The 15,446-nt window shown below is 47.9% G+C and carries 7 protein-coding genes; all 7 read right to left on the bottom strand.

The features are described from left to right. Nucleotides 1–155: 155 nt before the first annotated feature. The 7 genes from P6910_RS21110 to P6910_RS21080 all read right to left on the bottom strand — a co-directional run bounded on the left by P6910_RS21110 (nt 156) and on the right by P6910_RS21080 (nt 15,431). Nucleotides 156–2,030: a hypothetical protein gene (locus P6910_RS21110; protein WP_317143231.1), complete on the bottom strand. Its 1,875-nt coding sequence runs from the start codon at nt 2,028–2,030 to the stop codon at nt 156–158. 194 nt (nt 2,031–2,224) lie between these two features. Further along, nucleotides 2,225–4,387, bottom strand: coding sequence for a hypothetical protein (locus tag P6910_RS21105; RefSeq protein WP_317143230.1), 2,163 nt, complete (start codon nt 4,385–4,387; stop codon nt 2,225–2,227). A 181-nt stretch (nt 4,388–4,568) separates the two neighbouring features. Continuing rightward, entirely contained in the window at nt 4,569–6,446 is a 1,878-nt protein-coding gene (locus P6910_RS21100; RefSeq protein WP_317143229.1) for a hypothetical protein, read from the bottom strand. A gap of 179 nt (nt 6,447–6,625) precedes the next feature. After that, nucleotides 6,626–8,881: a hypothetical protein gene (locus P6910_RS21095; protein WP_317143228.1), complete on the bottom strand. Its 2,256-nt coding sequence runs from the start codon at nt 8,879–8,881 to the stop codon at nt 6,626–6,628. A gap of 340 nt (nt 8,882–9,221) precedes the next feature. After that, nucleotides 9,222–10,868, bottom strand: coding sequence for a hypothetical protein (locus P6910_RS21090; RefSeq protein WP_317143227.1), 1,647 nt, complete (start codon nt 10,866–10,868; stop codon nt 9,222–9,224). Nucleotides 10,869–11,466: 598 nt separating this feature from the next. Continuing rightward, the gene (locus tag P6910_RS21085) at nt 11,467–12,951 is read right to left on the bottom strand and encodes a hypothetical protein (protein ID WP_317143226.1); all 1,485 of its coding nucleotides are present in this window, start codon (nt 12,949–12,951) and stop codon (nt 11,467–11,469) included. Nucleotides 12,952–13,349: 398 nt separating this feature from the next. Continuing rightward, a complete protein-coding gene (locus tag P6910_RS21080) occupies nt 13,350–15,431 on the bottom strand; it encodes a hypothetical protein (RefSeq protein ID WP_317143225.1) in 2,082 nt (693 codons plus the stop codon). Nucleotides 15,432–15,446: the final 15 nt, after the last annotated feature.

Below are 15,446 nucleotides of genomic sequence, written 5' to 3'. Positions count from 1 at the left end.
GTCGCAAAGAGTAAGTGCTTAACAATTCTATCCTTGCCTTTTGGTTTACAGAGAGGAAGGATAGATCAAAAAATAAGTGAATTTTTCTGTCAAAGACCTTCTGTTTTAAAAACAAAAGTTGCACCGGGCAAACCTCATTAAAAGGCGGCCTCAGATCAAAGACCTGAGTCATGGTCAGGCACTGGTTTGCGTTTTCGATGTATTCTTTTTTGACTGTAAAGGACTTGGGTGCTCTTGCCGACCATCGCGCATGGCCGCCGCTGACCATCTTTCCACAACACTGTTACGTCGCAGGTTTTTTGCCCGTTGTGGTTTTTTCTTTTGTGATCCGACAGGGCTTTGGTACTCCTGCAGAGTTTACCGCATTGCTGCGGCTGGCCATTCTTCCCGATCACTGTTGCTTGACAGGTTTGTTGCACGCTGTGATATCTGCTTTTGTGATCCGACAGGGCTCTGGTACTTCTGCAGACTCTCCCGCATAGTCGCTGTTGCCGATCCTTCCCGATCACTATCAAGTCACAGGTTTGTTGCCTGGTGTGGTGTCTACTTCTATGATCCGCCAGAGTGCGTGCATTCGCCACTGTCAACCCACATTGCCGTTGTTTGCCATCCTCTGTGACCACGGTAAGGTTACAAGTTTTGCGACCGGTGTGGTATCTGCTTTTATGGCACGAAAGCGCCTGACTATTCTTGCAAATCTTCCCGCATAGTCGCTTCTGGCCATCATCTGTGACCACGATCTTGTCACAGGTCTGTTGCTCGGTGTGGTCTTTTCTTTTGTGATCCGACAGAGCTTTAGGATTCTTGCATACCATCCCACATTTTTGCTGCTGACCATCCTTTCCTACTATGGTCAGGTAACAGATTTTTTGTTCCCTATGCTTTCTTCTTTTGTGTTCCTGCAAGGCTTTCGCATTCGCGCAGAGCGCCCCGCATTGTTGCTTCTGAACCTCCTTTGCGACCACGGTCACTTCACAGCTTTGTTGCCCGGAAGGGTCTATTGTATAGGCTAACCTGAAACCTGTTGGGTCTGGGTCAGCTTCTTTTACGTCGATTTCGTCTGAGTCAACCTTTTCTACGTCGATTTCGTCTGAGTCGACCTTTTCTACGTCGATTTCGTCTGAGTCGACCTCTTCTTCGTAGTTACAGCTTCTGGTTGTGTTGCCAGCAATGCTATGCACCTGAAATAGTTGGGCAGATGCGTATTGGAGTTGGATGTCAGAAAAAAACTCCATTCTCTCGAAAGACAGAGCTTGTCTGGAGTCTGCAGCGTTTAGAAAATCAAAATGACCCATGCAACTAAAGCAGTATCCATTAGCCAAATGAGGACATGAACTTTGTTCAGGTAATGCCTCTGTGTGGTCTGTCGAGCTTCCAACTGAATCCAGAGGCCACTCGGCGGGTGCTCTGCTACCGAATGATGATCGGAATCGACAGACGCCATGACAGGGATAGACGAAACAATTTAAACTCAAAGTATGTGAGTGCTCTTGAGGGTCTCCTTCACCGCCTCCAGAACCAGAATACAGAGGGCTAATGAAAGAGCCTGCAGGTTGTGTGTTGGCTTGTGGTGCTTGATGGCCAGATGATTTTGATTGTTGGTATTGTGGTGGGTTATGCCCGGAGCTAAACATCGCAGTGATAGTCGCAAACGGGTACTCTCCCAACATAGATGTCGCCTCCTTTTGTTCAATAGGGTTAAGCTGAGCTGAGTCCGGATTCCAATAGCGTTTTAAAAGCGGCTCGACATCAACAAAGGCTGTTATTGGTACCCACGCATAAGGCTTGGAACTCAAAAGGGACGTTTTTACGCCATAACTGAGGACTCTGTGTTGTTTCTTATCAGGTGGAAAACCTGATTCTGCATAGCCTTTTACATTGGCAACATCTGACGGGTTGTCAGGTAACCCATGCTGGTCACGCTTAATGAAAAAGTTACGGTTTGGAAAGCCTGTATTCTGCTCAAGCTCGACAATGAAATGTATTGTTAACGACTCAGCCTGGGAGGTGAAAGAGAAAGACAGTAGCAACAGCGTTGCTGAAAAGAGTGAGTGTTTAATAATTCTATCCTTGCATTCTGGTTTACAGAGAGGAAGGATAGATCAAGAAAATGAGCGTGTTTTTCAGTCAAAGAAATTCTTTTAAAGACCCTCTTTTAAAAAAAACTCTGTTAAAAACTAAAGGTTGCACCGGATAAAACTTCACTGAAGCCCTGCACTGGTCGTTATTCTTTCTCTTCACTTACTGGATGGCTAAGGCCACTGTCATGGTCCGCATCAACAGGCTTGCGTTTTCGATGTCTTCTTTTGTGGTCCGTCAGGGGGCCAGCATTCTCGCAGATCTTCCCGTATGGTCGCGGCTGGCTATCCTCCGCGACGACAGTCACGTCATAGGCTTTTTGCCTTCTGTGGAATCTGCTTTTGTGAGATGACAAAGATTGTAAATTCTTGAAAAATAGCCTGCATGGCCTCGGTTGACCATTCTCCCCGACGACGGTCACGTCACAGGTTTTTTGCCCGCAGTGCTCTCTATTTTTGTGAGTCCTCAGGGCTTGAGTACTTTTGCAGATCACCCCGCATGGTCGTTGTTGGCTATCCGCTGTGACCACCGTCAGATCACAGGTTTGTTGCTTGGTGTGGTCTCTTGTTTTGTGATTCGACAGAGCTACAGCACTCTTGCAGACCTTCCCGCACTGTTGCTCCTGATCACTCTCTGCGATCACAGTCAAGTCACAGGTTTGTATTCTGCTGAAGTGTTTGCTTCTGTGAGAGTAGAGGGTTTTTGTATTCTTGCAGTCCTTCCCGCATTCCCGCTGCTCGCCATCCTCCCAGACTACGATCATGTCACAGGTTTGTTGCCTGCTGTGGACTGTTATTTTGTGATCTGTCAGGGCTTTAGAATTTTTGCAGACCGCTCCGCATGGTCGCTGTTGGCCATCCTTTCCGAACACGGTTACGCCACAGGCTTTTTGCCCGCTGTGGAATTTGTTTTTGTGAGATGCCAGGGCCAGAGCATTCTTGCAAAGTCTCCCGCATGGCCGCTGCTCGCCATCCTTTCCAACCACGTTTGCACTGCAGGTTTGTTGCCCGCTGTGGAGTGTTCTTTTGTGTTCTGTCACGGCTTGAGTACTTTTGCAGACCTCTCCACATGGCCGCTGTTGGCCATCCTCTCCGACCAGGGGCACGTCACAGGCTTTTTGCCCACCGTGGTATTTTCCCTTGTGATGCGAAAGGCCTTGAAGATTTTTGAAGATCCTCCCGCATGACTGCGGCTGAGCATCCTCCCTGACCACTATCCCGTTGCATATTGTCTGTTTGCCAGTGGCCTTTCTATCGTCTGCCCCTGCACCCATTGAGACCAGAGCGAGCTCGTCTAATGCGCCCCAGTCCAAGGCGCCCCAGTCCAAGGCGCCCCAGTCCAAGGCAACCCCGCCTGAAGAGCTACAGTTAATGGTTCGGTTGCCATCCGTGCCATGTGCCTGAACGAGTTGCCCAGAAGCACACTGGAGTTGAATGGCGGGAGGGTCATTGAATGTTTCCAAAGGTATGTTTTGATCGTAATCTCTGACATCTTCAGTCTGAGAATGACTTGGCCAGCGATAGCAGTTTCTATCGGCAAAGTGGGGGGATGAGCTTTGTCCGGCTATCGCTCCTGTTTGGCCTGTCGAACTATCTGGGAAGTCCAGCGTCCGGCTATCGGATAATGGTCGAAATCTACAAACGCCGTGACAGGGATAGACGAAGCAATCTAAATCCAGGGTATGTTGGTATTGTTGAGGGTCTTCGTTCCCTTCGTCAGAAGCGGAAAACAGTAAGCCGGTGAAATAGCCTGCAGGGAAAGGGTGAGTGGCGGGGGCGGGCTGAACAGATGATCCTGATGATTGACCCTTTTGTTGGTCATGTTCACAGCCTGTCATCATAGTGGTGAGGGAAAACAGTTGATACCACTGTTTCAATATAGCTGCCGATTGTCTTTCAATTGTGTTAAACAGAGGTGAATGGTGGCAATAGCTTTTTAAAAGCCAGCCGACAGCGACAACTACTTCTACAGGTAGCCGTTTTGAGCCTGGATGAGCGTTTTTGGTAGTCAGGAACAGTTCGTAAGCAATCAGCAACTTAGCGGTGTGAAGCCATTGCCAGGAAATCGACTCAATGGGAGGCGTTTTCACCTCGTAATCGTCAGGTCTGTGTCGTTTGTCATCAGGCAGTGAATCGGATTTTGCATCGTCATTTGTGTCGGCGATGTCTGACGGGTTTCCCGGTAATGTGAGTTGATCACGTTTGATAGAAAAACTCGGGTTTGGAAAACCCGCATTCTGTTCAAGCGTGATAATAAAATGCCCTGTCAATGGTTCGGCCTTACAGACGAAGGAAAATGGTAATACCATCAATAGCGCCAGCGCAAAGAGTGAGTGTTTAATAATTCTATCCTTGCATTCTGGTTTACAGAGAGGAAAGATAGACCAAGAGAATAAGCTTGCTTTTCTGTCAAAGAATTTCTTTTAAAGACCCTTTCTCGCAAACCAAAGGTTGCACCGGGTAAACCTAATTGAAGCCATGTACTGGTCGTTACTTTTTCTTCTTGTCTTCTTGAGGACTGAGGTCATCGTCCTGTTCCACATTGACAGGCTTTCGTTTTCGATGTTTTATTTTGTGATTCGACAGGGCTCCAGCATTCTTGCAGACCTTCCCGCACAGTCTTGGTTGGCCATCCTTCCCGACGACGGTCATGCCACAGCTTTGTTGCCCGCTGTGGATTCTGGATTTGTGAGATGACAGAGAATGAAGGTTCTTGAATACTAGCCCGCACAGCATCGATTGGCCATTTTTCCCGACTACTGTTACGGCACAGGTTTGCTGTCCGGTATGAACACTTCTTTTGTGAACCCTCATGGTTTCAGGATTCTTGCAGACCTTCCCGCATGGCCGCTCTTGGTTATCTTCTGAGACCAGGGTCATATCACAGGTTTGCTGCCCGCTGTGGCAATTGTTTTTGTGAGCGTAGAGGGCTTGTGCATTTATGCAGGTCTTCCCGCATGGCCGCTGTTTTCCATCCTTCCCGGCTACTGTTTCTTTACAGGATTTTTGCCCGGTGTGGTATTTGCTTTTGTGAATGGAGAGGATTTGTATATTCTTGCAGGTCTTCCCGCATGGCCACTGCTGGCCATCCTTCCCGACCACGATAATTTCACAGGTTTTTTGTTCGCTGTGGTCTCTTCTTTTGTGTTCTGTCAGGGCTTTAGAATTAATGCAGACCTTCCCACATGGCCGCGACTGGCGTTCCTCGCCGATCAGGTTCACGTCACAGGTTTTTTGCCCTCGATGGTATCTACTTTTATGAGATGACAGGGCGTGAGCATTCTTACAGAGCTTCCCGCACGGTAGCTGCCGACCATCCTCACCGATCAGGGTCATATTACAGTTTTTTTTCCCGGTGTGGTGTCCGCTTTTGTGAGCCGATAAGGTTCTGACATTCTTACAGGCCGTTTCGCATTGCCTCAGCTGGCCATCCTTACCGACCACGATCACGTTGCAGATTACTTTCCCGGCAGAGGTGTTTGTATTGGTTGCCCCATCACCTGCTGAGTTCATGGTGACCCCGTCTGAGGCGACCCCGTCCATTAAATTGCAACGATAGCAGTTTCTATTGACAAAATGAGGGCATGAGTCTTGCCCGGGGCGGGCTTCTGTGTGGCCAATCGAACTTTCTTTGGAATTCAGTGCGCCGCTATCGTAAGAATCGGACGATGGTCGGAATCTGCATAGGCCATGACAGGGATGGATGAAACAATTTAAATCCAACGTATGTTGGTGTTGTTGAGGGCCTTGGTTACCATCGCCAAAGTTGGAAAACACAAGATTGGTCAAATGGACTAAAGGGTGAGTAAATGTTTGGGGGGCTTGCTGGTCAGATGATCCTGATGGACGACCTTGTTGTTGGTTATGTCCATAGCCAGGCATCATGGTGATGATCGCCAAAGATTGATCCTCCTGTGTCAATATAGATATCAATTGTCGTGCAATAGGGTAAAACGGCGATGAATCCGGGTTCCAATAGCTTTTTAAAAGCCAGCCGACAGCGACAATCACTTCTATAGGTAGCCATGAGTAAGAAATGAAGCTCGAAGGAGCATATTTGGTGCTCAGGGTCAGCCCATAAGCAACCATCAGGTTAGTGGCGTAAAGCCATTGCCACGAAATGGACTTAATGATGGTTTTTTTTTCTCTGAAAACGTAAGTTTGCTGTCGTTTGACCTCAGAGAGCGAATCGGATTGCGTATAGTCTTTTTTTTCGGCAATGTCTGATGGGTTGACCGTTAATGTATGTTGGTCTCGCTTTATAGAAAAGCTGCGGTTTGTAAAACCTGAATTTAGTTCAAACTCGATAATAAATCGTCCTGTCCATGGATCAGCCTGACAGGCAACAAAAAACGACAGTACCGTCAAAAGAGTTAGTGCGAACAGTGAGTATTTAATACATCTATCCTTGCATTCAGGTCTACAGAGAGGAAGGATAGATCAAGAAAATAAGTGTGCTTTTCTGTCAAAGAATGTCTTTTAAAGGCTCTCTGTTAAAAACCATAGGCTGCACCGGGTAAAACTTCATTGAAGCCCTGTACTGGTGGTTACTTTTTCTGTTTACTTTCTGGATGACTGAGGTCATCGCCCTGGTCCACATCAACAGGCTTGCGTTTTCGATGTTTTATTTTGTGATTCGACAGGGCGCCAGCATTCTTGCAGATCTTCCCGCATGGTCTTGGCTGGCCATCCTTGCCGACAACGGTCACGTCACAGGTTTGATGCCCGCTGTGGATTCTGGATTTGTGAGATGACAGAGATTGAAGATTCTTGAAGACTATCCCACATGGCCTTGGTTGGCCGTTTTTCCCGACTACTTGAACATCGCAGCTTTGTTGCGCGGTGTGAGCCATTCTTTTGTGAGCCGCAAGAGCGTCAGGATTCTTGCAGACCGTCCCGCATGGCCGCTGTTGGCCATCTTCTGAGACCAGGGTCAAGCCACAGGCTTGCTGCCTGCCGTGGTAATTGCTTTTGTGAATGTAGAGGGCTTGTACATTCTTGCAGGTCTTCCCGCATGGCAGTTGTTGGCCATCCTCGCTGACCAGGATCACTTTACAGGTTTGCCGCCCTGTGTGCTTAATTTTTTTGTGATCCATCAGGATACGTGCATTCTTGCAAACCTCTCCGCATGGTTGCTGCTGTCCATCCTCGCCGACTATTGTGAGGCCGCAGGTTTTTTTCCCGGAGTGCTTTTTGCTTTTGTGATCCAACAGGCTTCCGTTATTCTTGCAGATCTTCCCACATGGCTGTTTCTGGCCCTCTTTACCGACAACAGTCAAGTTACAAATTTTTTCCTCGCTATGGTCTCTGTACCTGTGAACTGACAGCGATCGAGCATTTTTGAAGACTAATCCACAAGGCCGAGGCTTGCCATACTCCGCGACCACGGTCATGTGGCAGGTTTTTTGCCCGGTATTGATTCTGTTTTTTTCATCCAACAGAGCCCCTACCAGGCCTGTTTGGGAAAGATGAGGTTGGCTCTGATCCGAATGAGAAGATTCACTGGTGTTTTCTTGTGTTTCTGAAGTTCCTTTCAGGGGGGAGAACTTGATAAACGTCGGGGAAAAAATGTTTTCTTCGAGTAGACGACCCGGTTCAAATGGTCTGTCAATGACCGAAAAATCATCAGTGATGGAAGGCCAATTTCCGGATATTGACATTTCATGGTTGAGTGACCCGGCAGGGAATGTGGTAAAAGCAGCTACTGTACCCATTGAGTCTATGGATACCCCGTCTAGGGCGACCCCGTCTAAAGCGACCCCGTCTAAGGCGACCCCGTCTGAAGAATTAATGCTGTTGGCCAGATTACCATTAATATCATGCGGCTGTGGCTCAAATAGTTGGTCAGTATAGAAGGGCGGGTAAATGTCAGAAAAATCATTCCATAGTTTGAAAAGCGACTTTTGTTCGGAATGTGTAGCTTTTGCAGAATCAGAAGGGCCTATGCAACTGAGGTAGTGTCTATTCTCCAAATGAGTAAACAGTCTTTGTCCGGGTATTGCTTCTGGTTCAGCGGCTTGTTTTTCTGTCATCGCCTCCGAAGTCTGTATGGGCGCACAGGTCTCCCCAAAGTGAAATTCAGCGCGCTCATTGCTAGCGGATGATTGTTGGAGTTTACATACGCCATGACAGGGATGAACAAAACAATTTAAACCCAAAGTATGCAGGTTTTGTTCGGGGCTTTTGTTATCGTCGCCAGAGTTAGAGTACTGGAGACTGTTTAAATCGCTTGCGGACTGGTTGCTGGCTTGTGAAGCTTGCTGTTGCGATGATTCCGTTGGCTGATATTGTTGTTGGTTATCTCTGGAGCCAAACGTCATAGTGATGGCTGAAAACGGTTGGCACCCCTGTGTCAGCATAGATATCGCCTCTTGTTGTTCAAACGGGTTAAACAGCGGTGAGTCCCGTTTCCAATAGCTTTTTAAAAGCCAACCGATAGCGACAACCACTTCTGCAGCTAGCCATGAATAAGAGATAGAGTCTAAAGGAGTGTCTTTGTCAGTCAGGATGAGTTCATAACCGACCAGAAGATAACGGGTGTAAAGACATTGCCATGAAATCGACTCAATGATGGCCTTTTTTACTCCATAACCACTGGGTCTTTGTCGTTTTTCATCAGGCAGAGAATCTGATTCTGTATAGCCGTTTGTGTGGGCAATGCCTGATGGACTTCCCGGCAATGTTTGACGGTCAGGCTTTATAGAAAAGTTCCTTAGTGGAGAACCTGTATTTTGTTCAAACTCGATAATAAATGGTTCTGTCCATGGGTCAGCCTGACAGACAACAAAAAACGACAGCATCATCAACAGAGGTATTGCAAAAAGTGAGTGTTTAATAATTCTATCCCTGCATTCTGGTCTACAGAGGGGAAGGATAGATCAAGAAAGTAAGCGTACTTTTTTTCAGGGAATTACTGTAAGTACCTAACCAGTTGGTTTCGCATATTCTGGACGGCGGCTTTTTCCATCCTTCTGCGTTCCAACTCTGGTTGCGTAGCTATGGCTACGCGCCCGTCGTTGCGCCTTGAAGGATGAAAAAATCCTCTCGCCAGAATATGCGAAACCAACTGGCCAGGTACTTAAAAAACCGCTGTTATACCAAAGATGGCACTGGGTAAAACCTCATGAAACGGCGGGTGGCAGATCAATCGTCCTGATCTACAGCAACAGGTTTGCGTTTTCGATGTTCTCTTTTGTGATCCGATAGAGCTATGGCACTCCTGCAGACTTTTCCGCATGGCTGATTCAATCCATTCAACCCGACCACGGAAAAGTCACAGATTTTTTGTCCGGTGTGCCTTTTTCTTTTGTGATCCTTCAGTGCTTTAGCATTCTTGCAAATTTTCCCGCACTGTCGTTGTTGACCATCCTCTCCGACCAGAGTCAGCTCACAGTTTTGTTGTCCGGTGTGGTCTCTTATCTTGTGATCCTTCAGTGCTTCAGCATTCTTGCAGATCTTCCCGCATTGTCGTTGCTTACCATCCTCTCCGACCAGAATCAGCTCACAGTTTTTCTGTCTGGTATGGTTTCTTCTCTTGTGATCCGACAGGACTTGATTATTCTTGCAGATCTTACCGCATTGTCGTTGCTGGCCATCCTCTCCGACTAATAACACGACACAGGTTTGTTGCCCGCTGTGCACTCTGCTTTTGTGAACCGTCAGGGCTCGGGAATTCTTGCATACCGCCCTGCATGGCCGCTGCTGGCCATCCTCCCCAACCAGGGGCACGTAACAGGTCTGTTGCCCGGTGTGGTGTCTTATTTTGTGATCCGACAGGGTTTTAATATTTTTACAGACCATACCACATAGCTTTTGTTGGTCATCCTCCCCGACCACGCTTACCTCACAGATTTGTTGCCCGCTGTGAACCCTTCTTCTGTGGTCCGTCAGAGCACGAACATTCTTGCAGGCTTTCCCGCATGGCCGCTGCTGACCATCCTCACCGACCACTGTCAAGATACAGATTTGTTGCTCTGTATGGCCTCTTCTTCTGTGATCATAAAGGGCTTGAGCATTGTTAAAGACCTTCCCGCATGGATGCGGCTGACCGTCATCTCCGACCAATTTCATGACACAGATTCGTTGCCTGTCGGGGTCTCTTCTTTTGTGATTCGACAGGGTTTGTTGGCAATGGGTAGCTTCTTCGGAGGGAAGACAATCCGAGGGTGAAATCCCTGCCAATGCAAGTGCTCCAGTTTTTGGGGTTCTTTGGTTTGATGTCGTGAATATAGCTACTGCTGTTGGGGGTGACTGGGGAAGATGAGTTGTGCTCTGATCCCATTGGGCTAATTCTGTTGTTGTCTGGTTTGTTTCTGAAGTCTCCATCTGGAGGAGAGAGCGGGTAATCATAAAGGAAGTCCCGGGTGCTCCGAGAAGGCTCTGACTTTGCAGTTTGAGTAGCCCGTTGATTATAACCACGTCATCAATGTCGACAGACATAGGCTCTGGCGTAGTCACATCATAATTGAGTGATTCTGTCTGGCCTGTCGAACTGTCTTCAGCGTTCAGCGGCCATTCGACGGGCTCGCTGCTATAGAATGATGATCGGAATATGCAAACGCCATGACATGGATAGGCGAAACAATTTAATCCCAAAGTATGTTGGTGTTGTTGAGGGCCTCCGTTACTGCCACCAGAGCAATAATAATGAGGGCTAATGAAGGAGCCTGTAGGGCGATTGATCGTTTGTTGGGCTGACTGGCCAGATGATTTTGATGGCGGGTATTGTTGTTGGTTATGTTCAGGGCCAGCCATCACAAAGGTGATCGCGAACGGGTGGTTTTGACTCATCTTTTTTTGTTCTATGAGGTTAAACAGCCGTAAATCGGAGTTCCAATAGTTTTTTAAATGCCTGCAGACAGCAACAACCATTTCTACAGGCAGCCATGAATAAGGGGTTGAGCGCAGAGAGGCGTCGTTGGTGGTCAGGATCAGACCATAAGCAACCAGCAGTTTACTGGTGTAAAGCCATTGCCAGGAAATCGATTCAATGGTAGTCGTTTTTGCTTGATAACCAGCTCTGTAGCGTTCGTAATCAGACGTCGAATCCGGTTCTGCATAGCCGTTTTGTTGAGCAACGTCTGACGGGTTTTCTGTTAATCCATGCAGGTCATGCTTAATAGAAAAGCTTTGGTTTGGAAAACCTGAAACCCGTTCTGGCTCGACGGTAAAACGTCCTATCCATAGTCTTGCCTGACAAACGACAGACAGCGACAGTAGCAGAAAAAGCGATGCCGAAAAGAGTGAGTGTTTAATAATTCTATCCCTGCGTTCTGGTCTACAGAGAGGAAGGATAGATCAAGAAAATAAGCGTGTTTTCCCCTCAAAGAGATTCTGTTAAAAGCCAAGGTTAAACTGGGCAAAGCCTCTTGAAAGGGCGGGAGTCAGATCAAGGAACGATAATGTCCTGATTCACATCAACAGGCTTGTGTTTTCGATGCATTCTTTTGTGGTCTGACAGAGCTTTAGCATTCTTGCAGATCTTCCCACATGGCCGCTGCCGGCGATCCTCCCCGACTACTTGAACTTCACAGGTTTTTTGCCCGCTGTGTTTTTTGCGTTTGTGAGTTGACAGCTCTTGAGCATGCTTGCAGATCCTCCCGCATGGTTGCTGCTGGCCATCCTCCCTGACTATCTGAACTTCACAGGTTTTTTGCCCGGAGTGATATTTGTTTTTGTGCGATTCCAGGGCATGTATATTCTTGGAAACCGTCCCGCATCTCTGTTGTTGGCCATCCTCCCCGACCACAGTTAAGTCACAGGTTTGTTGCTCGCTGTGGTCTTTTCTTTTGTGAAGATACAGGGCCTGTTTACTCTTGCAGACCCTTCCGCATGTCAGCTGTCGGCCATCCTCCCCGACCATGAACAGGTCGCAGGTTTGTTGCTCAGAGTGGGTTCTTCTTTTGTGATCCGACAGGACTTGACCATTCTTGCAGAACTGCCCGCATGGCCGTTGTTGGCCATCTTCCCCTAATACAATCGCGACACAGGTTTGTTGCCCAGTGTGGCTTCTTTTTTTGTGTTGCGACAGTATTAGAGAATTCTTGCAGAGCATCCCACATGGCCGTTGTTGGCCATCCTTCTCGACGATGGTCACACTGCAGGTTTTTTGCCCGCTGTGGACTTTGCTTTTGTGAGATGACAGGGCATTAGCATTCTTGCAGATCTTTCCACATGGCCGTTGCAGGCCATCTTTCCCGACTACGGGCATGCCACAGGCTTTAGGACCGTTCTTCCCCCATGGCTGCTGGCGATCATTCCCGACGATGTTCACATCACGGGTGCTCTGCCCGACATGGTCCCTGGCTTGTAATGCCCCTGGCCGGGAAAGAGGAAGTGGGCTTGGACTCAATTGAAATGAATCTGTGGATGTTTGTTGTGTTTCTTCGAAAGGACTGCGGCTACGTAGACTGAGTAGCCCGCTGACCATTAGCCAATCGTCCGTGGTGAGAGGCAAATTCCCTAGCCCTGACACATCATCATTGATTGAATCTGTCTGGCCTGTGGAGTTTTCTAGCGAATCCAGTGGCCGTTCTGCCACTCTGCTATCGGATGATGGTCGCAATTGACAAACGCCATGACAGGGATAGAGGTAACAGTTTAAACCTAAAGTATGAGAGTGTTGTCGGGGAGGGGAATTGCCGTCGTCACAGTCAGAATGCACGAGATGAGTGAAATAGTTTGTAAGCTTTGTGGTCGATTGTTGGGCCTGCTGGCCAGATGATTCTGATGGTCGACTGTGTTGCTGCTTATATCCAGAGCCGGGCGTCATAGTGATGGCTGCAAACAGGTGATCCCTCTGTGTCAAAGTACGTGTCGTCTGTTCTTCAATCGATTTAAAGAGTGTTGAACTGAGGTTCCAATCGTTTTTCAAAAGCCAACCTGTAGCTATAACCACTTCTAAAGGAAGCTGTGAACAAGGGGAGGAGTCAATATCTGACGGGTAGCCCGGCATAGTATACTGGTAAAGCTTTACAGAACAGCACCGGCCTGAAAAACCTGTATCTTGATCCAACTCGTCAATAAAATGTTTTGTCAAAGGTTTGGCCGGACAGATGACAGACAACGACAGTAGTAGCAAAAGTGGTGGCGAAAAGCGTGAGTGTTTAATAATTCTATCCCTGCATTCTGGTTTACAGAGAGGAAGGATAGATCAAGAAAATAAACGTGTTTTTCTGTCAAAGAACATCTGCTAAAAAAATTCTTTTAAAAACCTCTTTTAAAAACCAAAGGTTAAACCGGGCAAAACCTTATGGCAGCGGGTGTGTCAGATCAAAAACTGATATCGTCCCGATTCACATGAGCAGGCTTGCGTTTTCTATGTATTCCTTTGTGGCCCGACAGAGCTTTAGCATTCCTGAAGATTTTCCCACACGGTCGCTGCAGTCCATCCAGCCCGAGCAGTGGCACGTCACAGATTTGTTGTCCGGTGTGGTCTTTTCTCTTGTGATGTGCCAGGGATTGAGCATTCTTGCAGATTTTCCCGCATGGCCGCTGCTGGCCGTCCTCCGGGAGCACAGTTATGTGACAGGCTCGTTGACCACCGTGGTATTTTATTTTGTGATCATACAGGGCCTTATAATTCTTGCAGACCGTCCCGCATGTTTGCTGCTGGTCATCCTCCCCGACCACGGTTGCGTCACAGGTTTGTTGCCCTGAATGGTACCTGCATTTGTGTTCCGCCAGGGCTTTAGCATTCTTATAAATCTTTCTGCATTGTTGTGGCTGGCCATCCTCTGTGATCACTGTTTCGTTACAGGTTTGCTGCCCGGTATGATCCCTTCTTTTGTGTTCTGACAGGGCATGAGCACTCTTGCAGATCTTCCCGCACAGGTGCAGCTGGCCATTCTCCCTGATCACGGTTACCTGACAGATTTTCTGCCCGGTGTGTTCTCTTCTTTTGTGATCCGTCAGGCTACTTTGACTCTTGCAGACTCTTCCGCATGGCTGCCGCTGGCCATCCTTCCCGACCGTGATCGCGTCACAGGTTTTTTGCCCGCTGTGGACCCGACTTCTGTGATCTGCCAGAGTTTGAACATTCTTGCAGATCTTCCCGCATGGTCGCTGTCGGCCATTTTCTCCAGCCACTATTGCGGCACAGATTTTTTGCCCGCTGTGGTATTTGGCTTTGTGAGTCGACAGACATTTAGAATTCTTGAAGGCCTTCCCACAGTGTTGCGGCTGGCCATCCTTTCCGGTCAGGGTCACATAACAGGTCAGTCGTCTCGTAGCTTCAGTCGTATAAGCTATCCCCGCACTTGTATAGTCCGGGGCAACTCCCTCTGGGGTGACCCCGTCTGCAAAGTTCCAGCTATTGGCTGGGTTGCCATAACTATCATGCCATTGTGGCTCAGATAGATGACCATAGTTGCATTGGATTTGAATGGCGGGGGGATCAATGAATGTTTTGAAAGACGTGTTTTTTTGCGAATCTACAGCGCCTTCAGGATCAAAATAACTTAAACAGCTAAAGCAGTGTCCATGAGCCAGATGAGGGCATGAGCTCTGTTCCAGACTTGCTTGCGTTTGGCCTGAAGAACTTTCTGCGAAATCCAGCGGCCATTGAGCGGATCTTTCGCTATCCAACGATGATCGGAATCGACAAACGCCATGACAAGGATAAACGAAACAATTTAAACCCAAAGTATGTTGGTGTTGTTCCGGGTCTTCGTTATCGTCGTCTGAGCCAAAATTGCGGAGGCTGGTGAAAGAGCCTGTAAAATGAGTGGGCGCTTGTGGGGATTTCTGGCCGGATGATTGAGATGGCGGGTATTTTGATGGAGTCTGTCCAGAGCCAAATGTTATTGTTACCGCCTCAAACGGAGGATCCCTCTGCAGCAACATAAATGGCGCTTGTTGTTCAATCGGGTTTAGCAGTGATGAATCGCGGTTCCAATGGTTTTCTGTGAGCCAAACGACAGCGAAAATTGCTTCTGCAGCTAGCCATGAATAAGAGGGGGCGCCCAGAGAATTGCCTTCAGTGCCAGAGGTCAGTTCATAACTAACCAGCAGGTGAGTGGTGTAAAGCCATTGCCACAAAATCAACTCACTGAGGGTCGTTGTTACCCCGTAAACGCTCGATCTGTGTTGTTTTTCATCAGTTATCGAAGCTAATCCTGCACGGTCGTTTTTGTCAGCAATTTCTGACGGGTTGCCCGACGATGCAGGACGGTATGGCTTAATAGAATAGCTCTGGCCTGAAAATCCTGAATTCTGTTCAAACTCAACAGTAAAGCGTCCTGTCCAAGGCTCGGCTTGACGTGCGACAGAAAGTAACAGCAGCAAAGGCATTGTCGCAAAGAGATTGTGTTTAATAATTCTATCCTTGTATCCTGAACAACAGAAAATAAGCACGTTTTTCCATCAAAG

It is taken from the genome of Endozoicomonas sp. 8E (assembly GCF_032883915.1).
Classification (GTDB): domain Bacteria; phylum Pseudomonadota; class Gammaproteobacteria; order Pseudomonadales; family Endozoicomonadaceae; genus Endozoicomonas_A.
The sequence above is the reverse complement of the archived record's forward strand: the minus strand, read 5'-3'. Positions and strand labels throughout refer to the sequence as shown.